The sequence below is a fragment of the Rathayibacter rathayi genome (assembly GCF_004011095.1).
Classification (GTDB): Bacteria; Actinomycetota; Actinomycetes; order Actinomycetales; family Microbacteriaceae; genus Rathayibacter; species Rathayibacter rathayi.
The window spans coordinates 1,472,894-1,494,568 of the sequence record NZ_CP028129.1; the positions used below are offsets into that span (position 1 = coordinate 1,472,894).

A 21,675-nucleotide genomic window follows, 5' to 3' on the forward strand; every position below is an offset into this window, starting at 1 on the left:
GCCGACGAGCGTGCGCTTCTCGGGCTCAGCCGCCCAGGTCACCGCCCGGAACCAGGTCTCGCGTCTGCGGTCTCTCCGCAGCCGTGGCGAGCACGGTCGCCGCGGCGTACACTCGCAGAGTATCGAACACTTGTTCGACTGGCCAGCCTGGCCTGGCGAGTGAACGGGAGCACGACGATGGCAGTGATCGACGAGACGGCACTGGTCTCGACCGACGGCGAAGGGTTACCGATCGCGCTCGAATGGCGCGGCAGCAGCTACCGGGTCACCGACCGGCCGACGGTCTGGACGTGCACGAGCGCGTGGTGGGCGCCGCTTCAGGACTTCCGGCCGACCTTCGGGCGTCCGCCGGTCAGCATCGGCGGCTGGCGCTTCCAGGCGACGGACCTCACGACCGGCGGAGCGTTCGTGCTCGACGTGGTCGCGTCGACGGAGCCGCAGTGGAGCGTGGTACGGGTCTACGAGTAGCGCCGGGATCGGCCCGGCGCAGAGGCGATGCGGAGTGGATTACTTGTCGGCCGACCAGGGGGCCTTCGTCATGGCGATCAGAGCCGCGACTCCGGAAACGAGGCCGACACCGGCGATGGCGGACACGACGAGCCAGAGAACGAGTTCCATGAGTGCAGTCTATCCAGGCACGGAGGGGATCCTTTCCGCGCGGCCTTGACCCCCCGACGAGGGGATAGCCTGGGCAGAGTGACCGACGCCCCCACCCGTGCAAGCGTCGGACTGCGCTCGGAGCGCGGCCCGATCCTGCTGTCCCTGATGATCTCGACCGCCCTGGTCGCCCTCGACGCCACGATCCTCTCGACGGCCGTCCCGTCCATCGTCGCCGACCTCGGCGGGTTCGAGCAGTTCCCCTGGCTGTTCTCGATCTACCTGTTGGCCCAGGCCGTCTCGGTTCCCCTCTACGGCAAGCTCGCGGACGTCATCGGGCGAAAGCCCATCATGCTGATCGGCATCGCCCTGTTCCTGGTCGGCTCGCTCCTGTGTGGCCTCGCCTGGAGCATGCCCGCGCTCATCGCGTTCCGAGCGCTGCAAGGCCTGGGTGCCGGAGCGATCCAGCCGATGGGCATTACCATCGCGGGCGACATCTACACGGTCGCCGAGCGCGCGAAGACCCAGGGCTATCTCGCGAGCGTCTGGGGCATCTCCTCCGTCGTCGGGCCGACCCTCGGCGGCGTCCTCTCGGACCTCGGCGCGTGGCGCGGCATCTTCCTCGTCAACATCCCCCTCTGCCTGCTCGCGGCGTTCCTTTTGATGCGCAGCTTCCACGAGACCGCGCGCGGCGAGAAGCAGCGGATCGACGTGGCGGGCGCCTGCGTGCTCGCCGTCGGCACCGCACTGCTGATCCTCGGACTACTCGAGGGCGGCAGCGCGTGGCCGTGGCTCTCCCCCGTCGGCGTCGGAGTGTTCGTCGTCGCAGCGCTCGCCTTCGTCTGCTTCGTCGCGATCGAGCGGCGGGCGGCTGCCCCCGTGCTCCCGCTGTGGGTGCTGACGCGGCGGGTGCTGATCTCGACCAGCCTGGTCTCGGTGATGGTCGGCGCGATCACGCTCGGCATCACCTCCTACTTCCCCACGTTCGCGCAGGGGGTGCTGGGCAGCTCCGCCCTCGGCGCGGGCTTCGCGGTCGCCGCCATGACCCTCGGCTGGCCTGTTGCGGCAAGCCTGTCCGGGCGGCTCTACCTACGGATCGGCTTCCGCAACACGGGCTTTCTCGGAGCGGGACTGGTCGTGATCGGCACAGCGCTGACCATCCTGCTCGGCGCCTCCTCGACGCTCTGGGAGATCGCGGGCTTCTGCGTGCTGATCGGCGCAGGGATGGGCCTCGTGGCGACCCCGACGCTGATCCGGGCGCAGTCGAGCGTCGACTGGAACGAGCGCGGAGTGGTCTCCTCGACCAACTTCTTTGCCCGGAACATCGGTAGTGCCGTCGCCGTGGCGGTGTTCGGCGCAATCGTCAACGCGTCGGCTGGCGCCGGCGTGCCCGCGCCGGCCGACCTCGCCGAGGGCACCCGCTTCGTCTGCATCGCGCTGACGGTGCTCGCCGTGGGCATGCTCATCGCGGTGTGGGCGATGCCGAAGGAGCGCCGGCCCGAGCCCGACGCGGCCTAGCCCGACTATCCGTCAACCGGCGCGGCGCGCCACGGCCGTCGCGCGCAGACGATCGCGGTGACGGCGGCGCACACGGTGCGTCCAGCGTTGCAGCGACGACCCCATGCCCGGGTGCCGCGCCAGCGTGTGCAGTGCGCGATCGAAGCGGCGGAGCAGGTCGGCGAAAGCGCCGAAGGGACGCGCCGAAATGCCGACCTCAAGGTGACGGTCCAGGACGATCCGGTGCCGCAGTCCCAGGTGCACGCTGATCTCGACGTCGTCGTGCACGTAGGCATCGTGCCGGTGCATCTCCTCCGCGATCTCCTCCCACGCCGAACGCCGGACGGCGCAGTTCGAGCCGAAGAGCGGCCAATTGGCCAGCGCCGAGCCCATCAGTACGAAATACGCGTCCATGTAGGCGACCCGCGCGAGCACCCGGGCGACGGGGCCGAGTTCGTCGAAGCGGCCGGGACCGGTGACCGCTCCGACGTCCGGGTCGGCGAAGTGGCCGGCGAGGCGCGCCAGCCAGTCCGATCCCGGGCGGGAGTCGGCGTCGAGGCGTGCGAGCACATCGCCCCGAGCCTCGTCGAAGCCGTGCGCCGTGCTCGCCGGGATTCCGGCCCCGTCATGCTGCACCACGCGGGCGCCCGACGCGCGGGCGACCGCGGCGCTGTCATCGGTACTCCCGTCGTCCACGACCACAATCTCGAGTGGGGCGAGCGTCTGCTCGCGGAGAAGCTCGAGCAGCTGCTCGAGGTGACGGGCGTCGTCCTTCACAGGGACGACGACCGAAATTCGCCGGTGATCCATCCGCCCAGTCAACGCGATTCTGGCCGGCATCGGGGGTACCGCCACACCTGTCGGCCGCCCGCGACTCCTTCCCGCCGGGTACTCTCGAGGGGGTGCTTCGGCGGGCGGGGCGCCTGCTCCGGATGGAGGTGACGCGCGTGTGGTTCCGGCGTCGACGCAGGTTCAAGATGGAACCGTACGACCCCGATGAGAACCCGTCGCGCGAACCCGCCTCCGTTGAGGAGGCCGCCGAAGAGGGCCTGATGCTCGCCCAGTACGCGAGCCGGATGGCCGTGAAGAACCGGGTGCTGATGGACGGCCTCGGCGCCGACGTACCCTTCGACGTCGACCGCTACTCCGTCGTCGCTGTGGAGGAGCTCGAGAAGCTGGCCCGCGAATCTGAGGCGGCCGCCAAGCGCCTGCGCAGCATCACCGCCGACGTCTCCTCGGTAGGTGGCCGCTCCGACCATGTGCACGACTACCGCTCGGCGGACGTGGACAACCTCGATCACCGCGAGCGGCTCTCGCTCCTGGTCGCCGAATCTCTGCACCAGCGCGCCCGGGACCGCGAGTACCTCGCCACGCTCGTCGATGACGCTCGTCAGGACGCCTGGCGCGAGTTGGCCCAGTCGATCGAAGAGACCCTCGACCGCACGACGCGCCTGGACCCGGAGGCCGAGGAATACCGCCGCGACCGCTCGGTGCGGATGGCGCTCGTGATCGTGGACGACCTGGCCAAGCTGGCGGAGGAGCGCGGCGTCAGCCTCGAGGGCTGATGGGGTACGGGTTCAGGCCCAGCCGGCCCGGAACGATTCGGTCGCCTCGGCCGAGCGCTCACGCACCGACTCCAGCAGCTCCTCCATCGTGGCGCTGCGGAGGAACGCGAGTCGGTCGAACTCGGTGACCGGCGCGACGCCCGCAAGCTGCCAGGCGTGCGCGGCCGGATCCTCGGCCAGTTCGACGACCGCTCCGTAACGCTGCTCGACGAACTCGCTCGCCACCGCCAGTGCCGTGCGGACCGCCGACTCCGCCGCCGCCAGCGCGGGAGCGTGCTTCTCGTCCCACTCCAGATCGGGCAAGGGGCGGACCTCGGCGCGTGGGTACGGGTCATCCTCGTACCAGCGGACAACCTCGAACCGCTCCTCGCCGACCGAATCGAGCGTGACGAACGACTCGGCGCCGTCGATGTTCAGGATGCGCGCCCGCGCTCCGACCGCGAACCGCTGGTCGCCGCCGCCCACCTCCTGGCCGCGCTCGATGAGGACGACCCCGAACGCGAGAGTCTCGTCCTCGAGGACATCGCCGAGCATCCGCAGGTATCGCGGCTCGAAGAGCCGGAGTGGGAGCGGCATGTGCGGCAGGAGCACGGAGCCGAGCGGGAACATCGGAAGATCAGGCACGGGATCAGGCAATCACGTCGAACGGGGAGCAGCCAGTACGGGCGCGGCGGGGCGGGACGTGCTAGCGGTTCGGCGGCGGCGAGGTGCGGGTTTCGACTGCTGGGGGGCTTAGCGGATGCAGGCGGCCTTCGAGTCAGGGTCACAGAAAACAACTGTGGGATCAGAGAACACCGCATAGATGAGCGCGCAGACACCAATGCCTGTCATTGCCACGCCGATGATGATCGCCGCGATCACGATCGCCCGCCCGCGAGCGCGACCATCGCGAATAAGGCGAAGGGCAAGAACTCCGAACATGACGTTGAACGGCGCAATCGGCAGCAACGCAACCAATCCCAACCATGCGAACGGCTTCACTGCCTCACCCGACGAAGCAGACCTATTGGTCTGCTTCGTCGCTGTGGATGCGACAACCTCCTCTGCCTTCGTCAGCTCCTTCGCATAGCGGTTCATCGCCGAGTCGAAGATGACCCCACGCCACCGTCGACCAGGGAGACGCGCGGCGAACACGGCCAGGATGACGAACGGGCCGGATAGCACGATGACGGTGAAGAGCAACATTGACCGTGCGATCGGCCCGATATGGAAGGCGTCATCGACCACTCCGGAGCTAAACGCAGCGGTAGTGGTGGCCAACGACAATAATGTGCCCACGAGCACCAGTGCGAACACTAGGCCCGCCGCCGCCGCGACCTTCCGTCCGATGAGCCGGTAGATGAGTTCGCTGAGAGCGAAGTACCCGATAGTGTTCACGACAACGATCGTTAATAAACGAGCCAATGCGGCCGTTTCGTTCGGAGACGGCACGATCAACAGACCGAGAATCCAGAGAACTACCGGTACTAGGACGAAGGCAATGAACTGTTGTGACACACGAACCTTCCATGAAAGCGCCGAGGAAGGCTCTCCGGCTATCACTTGCTTCAGCCGCTCCACCTCCCGATGGCGCTCGGCCCAGAGCAGATTGTCATTCGAGAGTTCACCGAGACGCATTTCCGCCGCTGCCGCCCAGTAGGCGAATCCGATCCCGAGCAGTGCAGGTAGTATCATCCGCATGATCGGAACTCGATACGGCCCATCGGACACGGCCGACGACCAGTACGACCACACGGTAACGCTGAGCGAGAGCAAGACGCATATCCGCGCAATGGCGGCGACGATCGACTTGCTCGCCAGCTCCCGTGCGATCGTCGATGGCGCCTCCGATGCGCCGAGCCGGAAGGTGGTCGGCGCGAACCAAACAGCCAGAATAACCGCGAGTAACGCGCTGAAAGCCGTGGTCAAGGCCGACCCACTTGACGGCGCCATCACAAGCTCGGGATTGCTTGTAGCCGCCGGAAGGTCGCGTTGCAAGCTCTGCGTCACCGAGAAGACACCAAAGACAATAGCGGCGACAAGAACGACCACTGCATTAGATAGCACACTCGAGCGGACTTTACGCCGAAACATCAAAGACTCTTCGTGAATACTGAGAGCTAACTCATTGGTATAGCTTTCGCCCGGAGGTATCGGTGACATTTCGTGCTCCTACGGGAGCACCGTGCCCCATCGTGAAGAAGAGTGCACAAAATCGCGGTTCACTATCACAGCGAATGGTACCGCTCCGCCGTCACCGCTGGCGAGTAGGCTGTCTTCTCGCGGTCGACGACGGACCGTACACGACGGCATCTTCAACCATCGTCGCCCCGTACCCTGACGCGATTGATGGCGCTCATCCGCAGATACAGGGCGGAAATGATCACCAGGGATCCGGCCGCAACTCCCACCTTTTCCGCCGGGGAGAGCCCGTTTTTCACGGCGAAGACCGGAACGGCCACTGCGGCGACGATGATACCCGCAGTCGCGCCTTGTCTTATCTGCAACAGTGGCCTCACGACGACACACACTCCGGATACCCGAGCTGTTGCACATGGATACGCAACTTACCTTCACACACGCCGTTACTCGCGATGTGTTTCTTCTTCATCGTTTCTTCGCCTCACTTCGCGACCATGCCGTCCACTCGTTTCACTGGAAAACGCTCCCATCCCAGCCGTCTCGGTGGTCTCCACATCTCCTTCGGATCTACTTTTCTGGGCAGGTCGTTCAGGAGGCATGTCATACGTGACCCACTTAGTGAGCACGGCGTTTGCGTCGTAGAGGGATCGAGCGGTCGTGTTGTCAGTGCTCGTAATCCACCGCACCACGGTGGCGTCATGCTCTCCGGCAAAGCGTCGTGCCTTGGCGAGGAGTGCCGCGCCAATACCGTGACGCCTATAGTCAGAATCGGTAAAGAGATCATCGAGGTATACTCCTATCGAACCGCTGGACGGCCGCGCAAATACGCGCAAGTTCGCGAGCCCCACTGCGTTGCCCTCTGCGTCGATTGCGATAATGCCATAGATGGAGTGACCCCCCGAGAGCACCCAACTCCAAACGCGATTGACGATCACCTCATCAGGAGCAAGTTCATAGAAATCCCGATAGCTGTGGTAAAGGCGCTTCCATGTGGCCTCATCGCCTTCCGCTACTGGGCGGATAACAAGGTCATTAGTCAACATAATCTCGACTCCATTTCTCGTTTCAGGCGATGCAAAGTTTGCGCCTGATTTCATTGGATGATGGTCGCCACTTCCCCGATGCCAGCGGCCGCGCGTCGTTCCGCTTCTCCAGGCGAGGCTCCGGTGTAGATCGCGTACCCCTCAGATGCTTCGCGGGCGGACGGGCTGAAAGCCGTCGCGGCGGAGCAGGTCCTTCACGGGGTCATGCTCGTCGTGCACGTAAGCGCGCGCCAAGAGGTTATTGAAGCCACGCGCCAACTGCTCGTCGACGGGGACAGTGAGCAGCTCGGGCGGATCCTGACGCAGGAGCAGGCTGTTCGCGGCGAAGATCGCGGTGCGCTTATTCCCGTCCATGAACGGCTGAGCTTTCGCAAGCGTCACGAAGAGATCGAGCGCCTGCTCGCGTCGGGACACCGCAGCGAGCCCGCGTTCGACGATCTGTTGGAGGCCCACGTCGTCAACCGCCTCCGGCTCGTGCCGACCGAATCGGGTGGACACGCCGATGCGGTCGGACGTGCGGCGGAGCCGACCCGGGTGCAGCGAGCCGCTGCGGGTGAGGGTGCCGTTAATCTCGCGCACATAACCCGCGTCGATCGGGCACGCCCGGTTCTCGATGATGAAGTGGGAGGCGTCCCTCAGATCCTCGAGAAGCGCCAGATCGGCGCGGGAGGTCACTCCGGAGAGATCACCGGAGCGAAGAAAGCTCTCGGTGTCGAGCCACCCCGTGGCCAGGCCGTCGAAGACGCGGCCCGACGAGTAGACGACGGCTGCGAGGTCCGCGACAACGAGATCCACCATGATCGGATCCCTTCTCGGACGCCAGCCCCGTATCGGTCTTTCGGTTGATCGGGACTGCGACGTAGGGCGTACGGGACTTGAACCCGTGACCGACGGATTATGAGTCCGCTGCTCTGACCAGCTGAGCTAACGCCCCGCGGCGGCCGACCGTGCGCCCGTCAGGAGGCGGCTGGTGCGGACGCTGCGTCGGTGGCCGGATCGGCCACCGGCTCCCCACGATACAGGCTCTCGAACGTGCTGATTGTGCGGTTGATGTCGTGCGCCGCGACGATGCGGAGGGAGGCGCGCTTCATCGCCTCGAGGTCCTCCTCGTCAGCGGTGAGCACCGCGGTCAGACCCTCGGCCAGGGCCTCAGCGCTGCCCGGAGCGAAGAGGTAGCCGTTCTCGCCGTCATGCACGAGGTGCGGGAGAGCCATCGCGTCGGCGGCGACAACGGGGAGGGCCGACGCCATCGCCTCCATCGTCGCAATGCTCTGCAGCTCGGCGATCGACGGCATGGCGAACACGGTGGCGCGGGTGTACGCCTCTTTCAACTCGGCGTCCGCGACATAGCCGGTGAAGTGCACGCGGTCGGCGATGCCGAGGGTCGAGGCGAGTTGCTGGAGATGGCGCATCTGATCGCCGCCGCCGACGATCTCGAGCTTCGCGTCGAGCGACGGGTCGAGCAGGGCGACCGCTCGCAGCAGGACGTCGATGTGCTTCTCGCCGGTCACGCGGCCGACGAAGAGGATCGTGTTGCCGGAGCGCGCCGTGAAGTCGGGCGTGTAGTTGTCGGCATCGATGCCGCAGGAGATGGAGTGCACGCCCTGCAGGCCCGTGTACTTCTCGAGGAACTGCGCGGCCTTGCTGGTCGGCGTCGTGACCGCCTCGGCGCGGCCGAAGGTGCGGCGCGCGGCCCGCCACGCCATAGCGACGGCCTTGGCCTGGACGGCCTTGGGCAGCAGGGTGAACTCGAGCATGTTCTCCGGCATGAAGTGGTTCGTGCCGACGATGCGGATGCCGCGCTTGGCCGCCTCGATGCCGAGTCCTCGACCGACGATGATGTGCGACTGGAAATGCACGACGTCGGGCTTCACCTCGTCGAGGATGCGCGCGCTGTTCTGGCGGATCCGCCACGGCAGCGCGAAGCGCAGCCAGTCGTGCGGATACCAGCGCCAGCTGTAGAGGCGGTGCACGATGATCCGCCGCCCCTCGTGGATCTCGACCCGGGTGCCGCTCCAACCGTCGGCCGAGGGGGCGACGACGTGCACCTCGTGGCCGCGCTGCTCGAGCCCGGCGGCGAGGCGCTCGGCGAACTTGGCGGCTCCGTTCACGTTGGGGGCGAAGGTGTCGCAGCCGATCACGACCGTCAGCGGTCGGGATTCGGGCGACACTGAGCGGGACGCGTCGCGGGGATCTGGCACAGGCGGGATCCTATCGGTGTCGTGACGCTCGAGGAGAGAAGGGAGCGATCGGCGGAGGTCGTTCGGTTTCTGGGCTCACGGCGCTGATCCATTGTAGGCAGGGCAGTTCTCCGCCCCGGGATCCCGCGCCGTCAGCGTGCCTGCGGGTGGTGCTTGGCGAGAAGGAAGACTCCCGAAATGGCGACGCCGCCGGCCACCACGAAGAGCGGCACCGCCCACGGAGCCGCGTACTCCGCCTCCCCCAGCACGATGATCCCGATCGCCACGGCGACCAGTGGGTCGATGACGGTCAGACCCGCGACGACGAGGTCCGGCGGACCGGACGAGTAGGCGTTCTGCACGAAGTAGCCGCCGAGCGCGGTCGCGGCGATCAGCGCCACGATGCACACGGTCGTCAACGGATCGAACTCGCCGTACTTGATGCGGTTGAGCACGACCTTCGCGAGCGTCGCGACGAAGCCATACACCACTCCCGCCCCGACGATGTAGAAAATCGCTTTCGCCCCGCGGCGGAAGACGCGAAAGGCGATCACGAACACCGTGAGGACCACGGCGAGGATCACCAGGATCGTGACGAGTTCGGGAGTCTTGATCGACTTGTCGACGGCGTTGAAGGCGGCGACGAGGACGAAAGTGCCCACGCCGCCCACGCAGAGCACGACGGCCCGGATCGACGCCGCATTCAGCCGCACATGGCTGACTCGCGCATTGACGACCGTCGTGATCACGAGCGCAACGGCTCCGAGCGGCTGCACCACGATGAGCGGCGCGAAGCCCAGGCTGGTCAGCTGGAAGACGATCGCGAGGCCTAGGAGCAGCGTGCCGACCACCCACGACGGCCGGGAGAGCAACGCTACCAGCTGGCCCCCGCTGAGCCCGGCGGAGCTGGAACGCTTCGAGAAGCGCTCGACCTTCGCGACTCCGCGGTGCTGGAACTGCGCGCCCAGGGCAAGGAACACCGCGCCGACGAGGGCGATCGGGATGCCGATGAATTTCCCCGGGTCGTTGAGGAGTTCGGCGAGGTCGGCGGGCATAGATTCGACCCTACCTAGATCGTTCTCAGGAGTCTTCCGACTCACGGGCGACCCGACAACCGGGCGATACCCTGTCCCTCATGGCCGTCCTTCCCATCCGCATTGTCGGCGACTCCGTCCTGCACTCGCCCGCCTCTCCCGTCACGGAGTTCGACGACACCCTTCGCACGCTCGTTGCCGACATGTTCGAGACGATGGACACCGCGCCCGGAGTCGGCCTCGCCGGCCCGCAGGTCGGTGTCCCCCTGCGCCTGTTCGTCTACGACTACGCCGACGACGACGGTTCCCCCCGCCGGGGTGTCGCCATCAACCCGGAGCTGTTCGTCACGCCGACTCCGCTCGGCGAGGCCGACGAGGACACGGAGTCGGAGGGATGCCTGTCCTTCCCCGGCGAGCGCTTCCCGCTGCGCCGCTCCGAGCGCGCGATCCTCCGCGCCGTCGACCTGGAGCACAAGCCCTTCGAGATCATCGCCGACGGCTGGTTCGCCCGCGTTTTCCAGCACGAGTTCGACCACCTCGACGGCGTCCTGTATGTCGACCGCCTTGAGCACGAGTACCAGAAGTCGGTCGCGAAGATTACCCGCAAGCGCGGCTGGGGCGGCCCGGGCGTCTCGTGGCTGCCCGGCGAGGAGCATCTCGAGGACTGACGCCATACCGAGGACTGACGCGGGCCCGAGGACTGACGCGGGCCCGAGGACTGACGCCGTCCCGAGGACTGACTCAGGCGAGGTCCACCCCGTGCACGCCGTTGTGGTGGCGGATCGCGGGGAAGGAGGCGGTGACGCTGCGGCCGACGCCCGGCGTCCGCTTCTCGGTCACGTCGCCACCGAAGAGGGCGGCGCGCTCGCGCAGCTCGGCGAGTGCGGGACTGTCGATCCGCTCGGTGAGCGAGCGCAGATCGGCGTCGAGGGCGCTCGCGTCCTGCTCCGCCGCTGCGTGCTGCTCACGGTCGTCGTCCACCTCGACGCGCAGGCCCGTTGTGGTCCAGCGCGAGCTGATGCGTACCTCGGTGCCCGGGCCTCCAGTGGCCAGCGCCGAGTCGAACGCGTACTCGAGCACGCGGAGCACGGCCACCTCGGCACCGTCCTGCAGCACGAATGGCTCGCCGAACGATTCCTCGCGCACCCTGAGCCCGCGCTCGCGCGCGTCGTCGATCAGCGAGACGGAGCCGCCGGTGCGCGGCAGGTCGCCCGGATCGACGGAGGCGACGGTCGCGATGCGGCGCAGCTGGGCCAGCGAGGCCTCGGCAGCCCGCACCGCCCGCCGCGCCGAGCGGGCAGCGGCGGCGGGGTCGCGGTCGATGGTGAGGCGGACGCTCTCGGCCTCCTCGACGACAAGCGCGGCGCTGCGGACGGCGATCTGCTCGAGCTCGCCGACGATGCGCAACCGCGCCTCCTGCTCACCGACGGCCAGCTCGAGGCGCACGACCCGCGCCGACGACTCAGCCCGGCTCTCCGCGGCACGGCGCGCATTGCCGGCGGTGCGACGCCAGAGGACGACGGCCGCCACCAGGGCGATCAGGGCGATAACGAGGACGACTTCGAGCACGACGGCCTCCGGGGAAAGGGACGGGTTTGGCGCGAGGGCGCCGGTGAGAGATCGTACCCGCGTGCCGGATCCCGGACCTGAGCCCGCGGAGGGGGTTGCGGAGGCGTCAGCCCCCGGAGCGCACGGAGCGCGCCACGGTAAAACGCCGGTCGCGCGCCACGACCGTGGTCCGCCCGACCGCGCGCCGTAGCTCGACCGGGTGAGCGAGGTGGGAGTTAAAGACCGTCCACAGCACGCCCCCGGGCCGTAGCACGCGACCGGCCGCGCGGAGCATCCTCCGGGCGACGAGGTCGGTGACGGCGCCGTCGGAGTGGAACGGCGGGTTGCAGAGCACGACATCGACCGAGGACGGTTCCAGAGTGGAGGCGTTGTCGTCTCGGAGGACACGGACGGCGATTCCGTTGGCCGCAGCGGTCGCCCGGGCGGACTCGACGGCGGCGCGGGAGCTGTCGGTCGCCGTCACCGCGAGGTCGGGTCGCCCGCGGGCGAGCACCGCGGCGAGCACGCCGGTGCCGCAGCCGAGGTCGAGGGCGACGCCGGCGGGAAGGGAGTCGACATCGAGCGCGGCGAGCAAGGTACGGGTGCCGAGGTCCAGGCGTGCGCCGGCGAAAGTGCCGGGCAGCGCGACGACGTCGAGGTCGAGCTCGTCGAGGCGGCGGCGCTCAGGCCCGGGGGCAGGCGCTGGGTCATCGAGCGCCTCACTCGCGAGCAGGGCACGCGACTTCTGCCGGGCGAGCGAGACGTCGATCCGGCCGTAGCGCGCGGCGAGAACATCGTTCATCGTGCGAGTCATGTGCTTGATGCGGCCAGCGCCGATCAGAGTCGCCGCAGGGTTCGCGAGTGCCGTCTCGGCGGCGACGGCGGCCAGGGCGTCGAGCGAGCGCGGCAGACGCAGGAGCACCGTCTCGGCGCCACTGACGGCCGCGGCGACGGAGTCGACGATGTCGATCGGTGCGGGATCAACTCCGGAAGCGCGCACCGCCTCGAGGTTCTGGGCGAGAGCGCGCTCGGCGGTGATCGAGTCGTGCACGACGCGCACGGGTCGGCCGTCGGCGGCAAGAGCGAGGCTCAGCGCGCCGTAGGCGTCGCCCACGACGGCGATGCGGCCGCGGTCGGGGACGAGTTCGAGCAGCAGGCGGTCGCTCGCATCGACGGCGACCAGATCGGGCGCCTCAACGTCGGGCCGGCGGCGGAGGAGGGCGAGCACGTCCTCGCGCATCGCGCCTCCGATCCTCGGTCCGCGCCAGCGGCGGCGTCTTGTCCGCCGGCCGCACGAGGTCACAAAAAAGGGCCCGAGAGTGGAGTCCCGGACCCTTCGCTCCCCGACTTGGACTCGAACCAAGAACCTACCGGTTAACAGCCGATTGCTCTGCCAATTGAGCTATCGAGGATTATCCGACCACCCAGAGGCGATCAGCGCGGTACTACTTTAGCAAACTCTCCGCGAACGCCAAATCGGCGTCGCCTCAGTAGCCCGCGGCCGGATCGGCGCGAGCCGGTCACGGCTCGGCCGCCTCGACGCGCTGAGCCCGGGAGGCGTCGAAGCGCTCGTACTCGGCGAATGCGGCGCCGAGCTCGCGGACGTAGGGGTGACGTGCCTCGAGCAGCACGTCCAGTAGCGGCCCGTAGGCGACCACCTCGCCGCCGACCAGGACGGCGATCCGATCGGTCGCGCGGCTCAGCACGTCGATGTCGTGGCTGACCACCACGGCCGCGAAGCCCTCCTGACGTCGCAGATCGGCGAGCAGGTCGACGATGGATTCGCGAACCGTCGCGTCGATGCCCGAGGTCGGCTCGTCGGCGATCAAGACCTTCGGCCCGAGCACCAGTGAGCGCGCGACGGCCACACGCTGACGCTGGCCGCTGGAGAGTTCGTAGGGATAGCGGTCCAGGAGGAACAGCGGGAGGTGTACGGAGTCGAGCAGGGTCGCCACTCGCACGGCCGCCGCCTTGGGGTCGTAGTGGCGGTCGCGGAGCAAGATCGGCTCGGCGATCGCCTCCGAGACGGTCAGCTCGGGTCGCAGGGTTGCTCCGGCGTCCTGCGCGAGGTGCGCCACGTCGACGGTGAAGCGCTTGAGGTCACGCGCGGGGAGCGAGCGGAGGCGGTGACCCGCGACCGTCGCGTCCCCTCCGATGATCACGGGGCGCATGCGGGCACCGTCGTGTCCCAGGCCGTCCCCGCCGAGCACACGGGCGAGCGTGGACTTGCCGGAGCCGCTGCCGCCGAGGATCCCGAGCACCTCCCCCGGCTCCACCCGGAGGCTCACCCCCCGCAGCGCCGTCCACCGGCGGCTGATGCCGCGCGGCGGATACTCGACGCTGAGGTCGTCGATGACGATCGGGGCTGGATCCTCGGCCGTGCGGCTCACGGGCGGCGCTCCGCCTCGGTGATGCTGCGTAGCAGCTCGCGCCGCGACGCCTGTTCGACCGGATCGGGTACGGGCAGGGAGGCGAGCAGACGCTGCGTGTACGGGTGCTTCGGCGCGGCGAGGACCTCAGCTCCGGTCCCCTCCTCGACCAGCTCGCCGCGGTAGAGCACGGCGATGCGGTCAGCGAGCAGGTCGACCACGGCGAGGTCGTGGCTGATGAAGAGCGAGGCGAAACCGAACTCCCGCTGCAGCTCGGCGAAGAGTTCGAGCACGCGGGCCTGCACCGACACGTCCAGCGCCGAGGTCGGCTCGTCGGCGATCAGCAGCTTCGGCTCGAGCGCGAGGGCACGAGCGAGGCTGGCGCGCTGGCGCTGGCCGCCGGAGAGCTCGTGCGGGTACCGGTCGCCGTAGGAACGTGGCAGCTGCACCGCCTCGAGTAGCTCGTCGACGCGCGAGCGGGCCGCGGCGGCGTTCCCGGCCCGTCCGTGCACAATCAGGGGCTCGGCCACGCCCTCGGCGATGGTGAGCAGCGGGTTAAAGCTCGACCCCGGATCCTGGAACACGAAGCCGATATCACCGCGGACTGGCCGGAAGGCGCGCTCGCGGATGCCGCGCATCTCCTTGCCGAGGACCGTCAGCGAGCCGCCGGTGACCGGGGTCAGGCCGGCGATGGCGCGCCCGATCGTGGTCTTGCCCGAGCCGCTCTCGCCGACCAGGCCGAGCACCTCGCCCGCGCGAATGCGGAGCGAGACACCATTCACCGCCACGAAGCCGGGGCGGCCGAGTCGGCCGGGGTACTGGATCCGCAGGTCCTCGGCGGCCACCAGCGTCTCGGTCTCAGGGGCCTCGGCGCGCTCGATCGCGCGGACGCGCGCGCGTTCGACGCCCTGGCCCACATGCGGGACGGCGGCGAGAAGCGTCCGGGTGTACTCGGCCTTCGGCGCGGAGAACAGCTCGGCGACGCTCGCCTCCTCGACCAGCTCGCCCTGGTACATCACGGTGACGCGGTCGGCCAGATCCGCGACGACGCCCATGTTGTGGGTGATCAGCACGATCGAGGTCCCGAACTCGTCGCGGCACCGGCGGAGCAGGTCGAGGATCTCGGCCTGCACGGTCACGTCGAGCGCGGTGGTCGGCTCGTCCGCCACGATCAGTCCGGGGTCGAGCACGAGTGCCATCGCGATCACGACGCGCTGCTTCTGCCCGCCCGAGAACTGATGCGGGTAGTAGTCCACCCGCTTCTCCGGCTCCGGGATGCCGACGGTCCGCAGCACCTCGATCGAGCGCTTCCGCGCCTGCTTCGTCGAAACGGAGCCGTGAGCGCGCAGCCCCTCCGCGATCTGCCAGCCCACGGTAAAGACGGGGTTGAGCGCCGCAGCGGGCTCCTGGAAGACCATTGCGACGTCGGTGCCGCGCAGCTCCCGGAGTCGGGCCTTCGGCACGGAGACGACATCGGTCGCCGCGCTGCCGTCCTTCTTCGAGAGCAGCACCACGCCGGCAGCGGTGGCCGTCTCCGGCAGCAAGCCCAGGATGGTCTTCGCCGTCACGGTCTTGCCGCTCCCGGACTCGCCGACGATCGCCAGCACCTCACCGCGCTCGACGCGCAGACTCACGCCGGCGACGGCGCGAACCGCCCCGTGATCGCTCGCGAAGGCGACCTCGAGATCAGTGATGTCGACGATCGGACGCGCGGCGGCGTCCCGGACGATGCGCTGGTCGCTCATCGCGTCCCCTCCACTCCGGCGACGGGGTCATGCCCCGGCGTCTCCAGGCCGTCGGCAGCGAGTACGCCGCCCGGCACGACGGACGTCGCGGCGACGTCGCCGGCACCGGCCGCCACCGCACGCCGACCGCGCAAGCGCGGGTCGGCGAGGTCGTTCAGGCTCTCGCCCACGAGGGTAATACCCAGTACGACGAGCACGATAGCGAGCCCGGGGAAGACCGAGGTCCACCAGATGCCGCTCGTGACGTCGGACAGCGCTTTGTTGAGGTCGTAGCCCCACTCGGCGGCCGAGGTCGGCTCGATGCCGAAGCCGAGGAAGCCCAGGCCGGCGAGGGTCAGGATCGCCTCAGAGGAATTGAGCGTGAAGATCAGCGGCAGCGTGCGCGTGGCGTTGCGCAGGACGTGGCGGAACATGATCCGCGACGTCGATGCTCCGATGACCTTCGCCGACTCCACGAACGCGTCCCCCTTGATCCGCACCGTCTCGGCCCGGATTACCCGGAAGTACTGCGGGATGTAGACCACCGTGATCGAGACCGCCGCGGCGACGATGCCCGCCCAGAGGTTCGATTGGCCGCCCGAGATGACGATCGACATCACGATTGCTAGGAGCAGGGTGGGGAACGCGTAGATCGCGTCGCAGATCACGACGAGCACCCGGTCGAGCCAGCCGCCGAGGTAGCCGGAGACGAGGCCGAGGAACACGCCGAGGAAGATCGACAGGACGACGGCGACGACGATGACGAGGAACGCGGTCTGTGCACCCCAGATCACCCGCGAGAGCACGTCGTAGCCGCCGACGGTCGTGCCGAGCAGGTGCTCGCCGCTCGGCGGCTCCTGCGCGCCGAACGACTCATCGCCCGAACGCAGCTGTGAGTAGCCGTAGGGAGCGATCAGCGGAGCGAAGAGAGCGACCAGCAGGAACACGCCGCTGATGATCAGGCCGGTGACGAGCATCCCCCGCTGGAGGCCGACGCTCTGACGGAGTTGGCGGAGGACCGGCAGGCGGTCGACGAGGCGGCGGCGCGGGCTCGCCGGGGCGGTGATGCTCATGCTCAGTACCTCACTCGCGGGTCGATGAGCGCCGCGATGACGTCGACGATGAAGTTGGTCAGCGCCACGATCACGGCGAGCAGGGCGACGATGCCCTGAACGGCCACGAAGTCGCGGGCCTGGAGGTACTCGGCCAGCTGGAAGCCAAGGCCCTTCCACTCGAAGGTGGTCTCGGTGAGGACGGCGCCGCCGAGCAGCAGGGCGATCTGCAGGCCGATCACGGTGATGATCGGGATGAGCGCCGGCCGGTAGGCGTGCGTGCGGACCAGGCGGAACTCGCTCACTCCGCGCGAACGAGCCGCGTCGACGTAGTCGGTGCCGAGGGTGCCGATGACGTTGGTGCGCACCAGGCGGAGGAAGATGCCCGCGGTGAGCAGGCCCAGCGCGACGGCCGGGAGCACGGCGTGCGAGAGCACATCCGCAATCGCCGCCGGATCGCCGGTCTGGATCGCGTCGATGAGGTAGATGCCGGTCTTGTTCTCGAGGAACTGGAGCGAGAGCTCGGTGCTCGTCGAGGCGCGTCCGGCGACGGGGAACCACTTCAGCCAGACCGAGAACACCAGCTTGAGCAGCAGGCCCGCGAAGAACACCGGAGTCGCGTAGCAGAGGATCGCGAAGATCCGCAGCACCGCGTCGGGCGAGCGGTCCCGATGGTAGGCGGCGAGCATCCCGAGCGGGATCCCGACGAGGAACGCCACGATCAGCCCGTAGAAGGCGAGCTCGGCGGTCGCGGCACCGTAGGTGAGCAGCACCTCGGTGACCGGGCGATTGTCGCTCAGGGTGGTGCCGAAGTCGCCGGTCAGCAGCTGGCCGAGGTATTCGAGGTACTGCACGATCAGCGGCCGGTCGTAGCCTGCGGCGGCCACGCGCTCGGCGAGCTGGTCCGCGGTCAGGCGGCCGCCGAGGGCCGCCGTGATCGGGTCGCCCGTAGAGCGCATGAGCAAGAAGACCAACGTCACGAGGATGAAGACGGTGGGGATGATGAGCAGGAAGCGGACGAGCAGGTAGCGCCCGAGTCCGCCCCCGGAGCCGCGCGGTCGCCGGGTGGGCGCCGTCGCCGCAGCCGTCGTGGCTGTCGTCACATGATGCCTTTCGAGGAGAACGGCCGGCGCCTCCTCTCGGGGAGGCGCCGGCCGCGAGAGAGGTGGATCAGCCCTTGCTGAGTGCCGCGTAGCGGAACTTGAACGAGGCGTCGAGAGTGTCCTCTGCTCCGCTCACCGTGCTGCCGACGACCGCGACCTGCGAGCCCTGCAGGTAGGGGACGGTCGAGAGCTGCGCCGCGACCTTCTCCTGGATCTGCTCGATCAGCGCGGTGCGCGCGCCGGCGTCGGTGGTCGAGACCTGCTGAGCGATCAGGCTCTGCACCTCGGCGTCGTCGTAGTGGTTCGCGAGGAAGTTCTCCTTGATGAAGAACGGCGAGAGGTAGTTGTCGGCATCGGAGTAGTCCGGGAACCAGCCGAGCTGGTACGCCGGGTAGACGTCGCTCGAGCGGTCCTTCGAGTACTGCACCCACTCGGTGGTCTGCAGGTTGACCGTGAAGAGACCGGTCGACTCCAGCTGGTCCTTGATCAGTGCGTACTCGTCGCCCGAGGACGGGCCGTAGTGGTCGTTCGAGTACTGCAGGTTCAGGGTGACCGGAGTGGTGACGCCGGCGGCCTCGAGGGTCGCCTTGGCTTTGTCCGCGTCGGGCGCGCCGTTGCCGTCTCCGTAGAGCGACTTGAGCGGCTCGACCGCGCCGGTCAGACCGGCCGGGACAGAGGAGTAGAGCGGGGTGTAGGTGCCCTTATACACCTGGTCGGCAATCTCGTCGCGGTCGATCAGGTCGGCGACGGCCTGGCGCACGGCGAGAGCCTTCGTGCTGTCGGCCTCTCCGGTGGTCGCGCCGAAGGGCTGGGTGTCGAAGTTGAAGACGATGTAGCGGATCTCGCCGCCGGGTCCGTCCACGACCTTCACCGTGTCGTTGCCGCGCAGGTCGTCGATATCGGTCGCCGAGAGACTGCGGAACGCGACATCAATGTTCCCCTCCTGGATGTCCAGCTTGAGGTTCGAGGAGTCGGCGTAGTACTTGACGTTGACGGTGTCCGTCTTCGCCTCGCCCAGGACACCGTGGTATCCCGGATACGCCCTGTACTGAACGAGATTGTTCACGTCGTAGTTAGCGATCGTGTACTGACCGGCGAAGGCGTTGCCCGAGACGATGTCGGCGTCGGGGGTCAGCTCGTCGGCCGAGAAGACCTCTTCGTCCACAATCGGGCCGGCGGGGCTCGAGAGGATCTGCGGGAAGGTCTGGTCGTTGTCTGACTTAAGCGTGAAGACCACGGTCGTGTCGTCCGGAGCGGCGACGCTGTCGAGGTTCGCGAGGAGCGAGGACGGACCGTTCTCGGCGGCAATGCCGACCTGGCGGTCGAACGAGAACTTGACGTCCGAGGAGGTGAGGTCGTGGCCGTTGGCCCACTTCAGTCCCTCCTTCAGCGTCACGCTGTACTCCGTGGGGGAGGTGAACCCCGCCGACTCCGCGATGTCAGGCTCGACGTCCGGGCTGCCGTAGGGGGTGTTCATCAGGAACGGGAACACCTGGTTCATCACGGCGAAGGAGCCGTTGTCGTACGAGCCCGCGGGGTCCAGCGCCGTGAGCTTGTCGGTGGTGCCGATGGTCAGGGCCCCTCCGGCGCTGCCGCCGGACGAGCCGTTCCCGCCGGCGGAGCAACCCGCCAGCACGAGCGCGACCGCGGCGAAGCCTGCCGCCACGGCGAGTGCGCGGGTACCGCGGGTGGATGCGGAAATCATCTCCGTCTGCCTCTTCCTGTCAAGGGATGGGATGCGGGCGCGCAGGTGGCGCGCGGGCTCTCGGCACGCAGATCTCCTGTGGCAGTGGCGTCACGACATTGGACGCCCGCATTGCTATTGCTCAGTGGTAACACAGTTGGGAGCGCTCCCCGGACAAGGACGGGCGTGCGGCCGATTTCTTCACACGACCGCAACACGCTCATTCCGTCCGCAGGGCCCGCTTCTCGCGCTCGAGCTCGACGAGGCGCACCTGCACCGCGCGCGCCATCACGGGATCGGCTGATGCGCGCTGCAACGCCCCGCGCAGCTCCGCGATCTCGCGCAGCAGATCGCGTTCGATGAGCGAAATCGCCATATCCCGGGAGTAGCGCACGAGGCCGGCCTCGTCGGCGGCCGGGATCGGTGCGACTGCGAGCTGGCGCACGAGCGAGGCGAAGGGGCCGGGCACGTCGTCGGCCACATGCTCCACCCAGTCGCGGTCCTCCGAGCGGTCAAGGTTCGCGATAACGGCGTCGCGGACGACGCGAAGGGTCTCGTTGGTGACCGCGGCGTGCGCCGCCCGAGCCAAGAGCTCTGGGCCCATCGCCTGGGGCAGCTGGAGCATCGCCATCAGCGCCTCGCGCTCGATCCGCGTGACCACATCGACGGGCAGATCGGCGATCCGGGCACTGACGACCTGGTCTGGATGTGGCTCCTGCGGCTGCGCACTCGGCTGTTCACGACCGGCATTTCGGATGGCTCTCTTGGCTTCCCCGATGTCTATTTGGCCAATCATTGATGCCAGTTCGCGGGCATAACCGTCCTGCTCGGCCCAGTCCCGGATATTCGCCACATACGGCGCGGCCCGGCGAAGAGCGGCGACTCGACCACTGACGGTGGTGAGGTCAAAGTCGGACATCATTTGCCGAAGGGCGAATGTATGCAGCGGCTGTTTGCTGTCGATCAGCCGACGGAGGGCGTCGTCCCCTCGGTTCAGCCGCAGGTCGCAGGGGTCCAGGCCACTGCTCTCGACGGCGACGTAGGTCTGCGACGCGAAACGACTCTCTTCATCAAACGCTTTCTTTGCAGCATTCTGGCCTGCGGCATCTGGATCGAAAGTGAAGATGACCTGCCCGTTCACACCGCGAGAATCTCCCAGCACCCGGCGCAACACCTTGATGTGATCCACGCCGAAGGAGGTGCCGCAGGTCGCAACCGCGGTGGTGATGCCCGCGAGATGGCAGGCCATGACGTCCGTGTAGCCCTCGACGACGACCACGCGGTGACCGCGCGAGATGTCGCGCTTGGCGAGGTCGAGCCCGTAGAGCACCTGCGACTTGTGGTAGACGGGCGACTCGGGGGTGTTGAGGTACTTCGGGCCCTTGTCCTCCTCGAGAAGGCGACGGGCACCGAAGCCGACGGTCTGCCCCGTGACGTCACGGATCGGCCAGACGAGGCGGCCACGGAAGCGGTCGTAAACGCCGCCGCGGTTGTTGCTGCTGACCAGACCGGCCGTGCTGAGTTCCTCCTCCGAGAAACCGCGGCGCTTGAGAGCGGTGGTAAGCCCGTCCCAACCGTCGGGCGCGAAGCCGACTCCAAACCGGTCGGCCGCGGCGCGGTCGAAGCCGCGCTCGCCGAGGAAGCGGCGGCCCACGTCGGCGCCGGGGGTCGCGAGCTGCTCGCGGAAGTACTCCTCGGCCGCGTCGTTGGCGGCCAGTAGGCGCGCACGACCGCCGGTCTCGGGTGCGCGGCCGTCGCCCTCCTCGTACTGCAGCGGGAAGCCGATCCGCCCGGCCAGACGCTCGACGGTCTCACTGAACGAGCTATGGTCCATCTTCATGATGAAGCTGTAGACGTCGCCCGACTCCTGGCAGCCGAAGCAGTGGTAGAAACCGGCCTGCGGGCGGACGTGGAAGCTCGGGCTGCGCTCGTCGTGGAAGGGGCACAGGCCCTTGAGTGAGCCGACGCCGGCCGATTTCAGCGTGACGTACTCGCCGATCACGTCACCGATGTTCACCCGCGCCTTGACCTCCTCGACATCTGACTGTCGGATCCGAGGCATGGGGTCCATCGTATCGGCCGCGGTGGTCGCCGAGCCTCCCTCCTGCTCATCGTCTCCGGCTGCTCATCGTCTCCGGCTGCACGTCGTCTCCGGCTG

20 protein-coding genes and 2 tRNA genes are annotated in these 21,675 nt (G+C 68.1%); 4 read left to right on the forward strand and 18 right to left on the reverse strand.

Features of this window, described 5'->3' with window-relative positions; all coding sequences use genetic code 11:
* Positions 1–177: 177 nt before the first annotated feature.
* Together C1O28_RS07210 and C1O28_RS07215 are read left to right on the forward strand one after the other, a co-directional pair.
* Complete coding sequence (locus C1O28_RS07210) at positions 178–468, forward strand: hypothetical protein (protein ID WP_104261961.1); 291 nt, start codon at positions 178–180, stop codon at positions 466–468.
* Positions 469–765: 297 nt separating this feature from the next.
* On the forward strand, positions 766–2,115 hold the full coding sequence (locus C1O28_RS07215; RefSeq protein WP_097166066.1) for an MFS transporter: 1,350 nt from the start codon (positions 766–768) through the stop codon (positions 2,113–2,115).
* Between the two features lie 12 nt (positions 2,116–2,127).
* Here the strand turns inward: C1O28_RS07215 and C1O28_RS07220 are convergent, their stop codons facing one another.
* Positions 2,128–2,904 carry a glycosyltransferase family 2 protein gene (locus C1O28_RS07220; protein ID WP_097165750.1) on the reverse strand — a complete coding sequence of 259 codons (777 nt, stop codon included), beginning with the start codon at positions 2,902–2,904 and terminating at the stop codon, positions 2,128–2,130.
* Between the two features lie 167 nt (positions 2,905–3,071).
* Here C1O28_RS07220 and C1O28_RS07225 point away from each other — a divergent pair, with 167 nt between their 5' ends.
* Positions 3,072–3,659, forward strand: a complete 588-nt coding sequence (locus C1O28_RS07225) for a hypothetical protein (protein WP_127821466.1) — start codon at positions 3,072–3,074, stop codon at positions 3,657–3,659.
* A gap of 12 nt (positions 3,660–3,671) precedes the next feature.
* On the opposite strand, the gene C1O28_RS07230 is transcribed toward C1O28_RS07225, so the two are convergent.
* The 8 genes from C1O28_RS07230 to C1O28_RS07265 form a co-directional block, all read right to left on the reverse strand.
* Positions 3,672–4,283 (reverse strand): LON peptidase substrate-binding domain-containing protein, encoded by a 612-nt coding sequence (locus tag C1O28_RS07230; RefSeq protein WP_243392019.1) that lies wholly within the window; start codon positions 4,281–4,283, stop codon positions 3,672–3,674.
* 108 nt (positions 4,284–4,391) lie between these two features.
* Positions 4,392–5,801, reverse strand: a complete 1,410-nt coding sequence (locus tag C1O28_RS07235; RefSeq protein WP_122999646.1) for a class IIc cyclic bacteriocin — start codon at positions 5,799–5,801, stop codon at positions 4,392–4,394.
* 152 nt (positions 5,802–5,953) lie between these two features.
* On the reverse strand, positions 5,954–6,100 hold the full coding sequence (locus tag C1O28_RS07240; protein WP_160487508.1) for a hypothetical protein: 147 nt from the start codon (positions 6,098–6,100) through the stop codon (positions 5,954–5,956).
* A 123-nt stretch (positions 6,101–6,223) separates the two neighbouring features.
* A complete protein-coding gene (locus tag C1O28_RS07245) occupies positions 6,224–6,877 on the reverse strand; it encodes a GNAT family N-acetyltransferase (RefSeq protein ID WP_097165746.1) in 654 nt (217 codons plus the stop codon).
* 87 nt (positions 6,878–6,964) lie between these two features.
* Complete coding sequence (locus tag C1O28_RS07250) at positions 6,965–7,621, reverse strand: Fic family protein (protein WP_097165745.1); 657 nt, start codon at positions 7,619–7,621, stop codon at positions 6,965–6,967.
* Between the two features lie 62 nt (positions 7,622–7,683).
* Positions 7,684–7,757, reverse strand: a tRNA-Ile gene (locus C1O28_RS07255).
* Positions 7,758–7,779: 22 nt separating this feature from the next.
* On the reverse strand, positions 7,780–9,024 hold the full coding sequence (locus C1O28_RS07260) for a glycosyltransferase (RefSeq protein WP_243392018.1): 1,245 nt from the start codon (positions 9,022–9,024) through the stop codon (positions 7,780–7,782).
* Positions 9,025–9,155: 131 nt separating this feature from the next.
* Positions 9,156–10,058 (reverse strand): DMT family transporter, encoded by a 903-nt coding sequence (locus tag C1O28_RS07265; RefSeq protein WP_097165744.1) that lies wholly within the window; start codon positions 10,056–10,058, stop codon positions 9,156–9,158.
* Between the two features lie 80 nt (positions 10,059–10,138).
* On the opposite strand from C1O28_RS07265, the gene def reads away from it, so the two are divergent.
* A complete protein-coding gene (def, locus tag C1O28_RS07270; RefSeq protein ID WP_097165743.1) occupies positions 10,139–10,705 on the forward strand; it encodes a peptide deformylase in 567 nt (188 codons plus the stop codon).
* A gap of 73 nt (positions 10,706–10,778) precedes the next feature.
* Here the strand turns inward: def and C1O28_RS07275 are convergent, their stop codons facing one another.
* The 9 genes from C1O28_RS07275 to dnaG all read right to left on the reverse strand — a co-directional run bounded on the left by C1O28_RS07275 (position 10,779) and on the right by dnaG (position 21,579).
* Positions 10,779–11,606, reverse strand: a complete 828-nt coding sequence (locus C1O28_RS07275; RefSeq protein WP_097165742.1) for a sensor histidine kinase — start codon at positions 11,604–11,606, stop codon at positions 10,779–10,781.
* A gap of 106 nt (positions 11,607–11,712) precedes the next feature.
* A complete protein-coding gene (locus C1O28_RS07280; RefSeq protein ID WP_097165741.1) occupies positions 11,713–12,825 on the reverse strand; it encodes a class I SAM-dependent methyltransferase in 1,113 nt (370 codons plus the stop codon).
* Between the two features lie 99 nt (positions 12,826–12,924).
* A tRNA-Asn gene (locus C1O28_RS07285) sits at positions 12,925–12,997 on the reverse strand.
* Positions 12,998–13,105: 108 nt separating this feature from the next.
* The gene (locus tag C1O28_RS07290; RefSeq protein ID WP_097165740.1) at positions 13,106–13,975 is read right to left on the reverse strand and encodes an ATP-binding cassette domain-containing protein; all 870 of its coding nucleotides are present in this window, start codon (positions 13,973–13,975) and stop codon (positions 13,106–13,108) included.
* Positions 13,972–15,699: a dipeptide ABC transporter ATP-binding protein gene (locus C1O28_RS07295; RefSeq protein WP_097165739.1), complete on the reverse strand. Its 1,728-nt coding sequence runs from the start codon at positions 15,697–15,699 to the stop codon at positions 13,972–13,974. Before C1O28_RS07295 ends, C1O28_RS07290 begins: the two co-directional genes overlap by 4 nt.
* Entirely contained in the window at positions 15,696–16,751 is a 1,056-nt protein-coding gene (locus C1O28_RS07300) for an ABC transporter permease (protein WP_097165738.1), read from the reverse strand. Before C1O28_RS07300 ends, C1O28_RS07295 begins: the two co-directional genes overlap by 4 nt.
* 2 nt (positions 16,752–16,753) lie before the next feature.
* A complete protein-coding gene (locus C1O28_RS07305; RefSeq protein WP_097165737.1) occupies positions 16,754–17,833 on the reverse strand; it encodes an ABC transporter permease in 1,080 nt (359 codons plus the stop codon).
* 67 nt (positions 17,834–17,900) lie between these two features.
* Positions 17,901–19,538 carry an ABC transporter substrate-binding protein gene (locus C1O28_RS07310; RefSeq protein ID WP_097165736.1) on the reverse strand — a complete coding sequence of 546 codons (1,638 nt, stop codon included), beginning with the start codon at positions 19,536–19,538 and terminating at the stop codon, positions 17,901–17,903.
* A 199-nt stretch (positions 19,539–19,737) separates the two neighbouring features.
* On the reverse strand, positions 19,738–21,579 hold the full coding sequence (gene dnaG / locus C1O28_RS07315; RefSeq protein ID WP_097165735.1) for a DNA primase: 1,842 nt from the start codon (positions 21,577–21,579) through the stop codon (positions 19,738–19,740).
* Positions 21,580–21,675 lie beyond the last annotated feature (96 nt).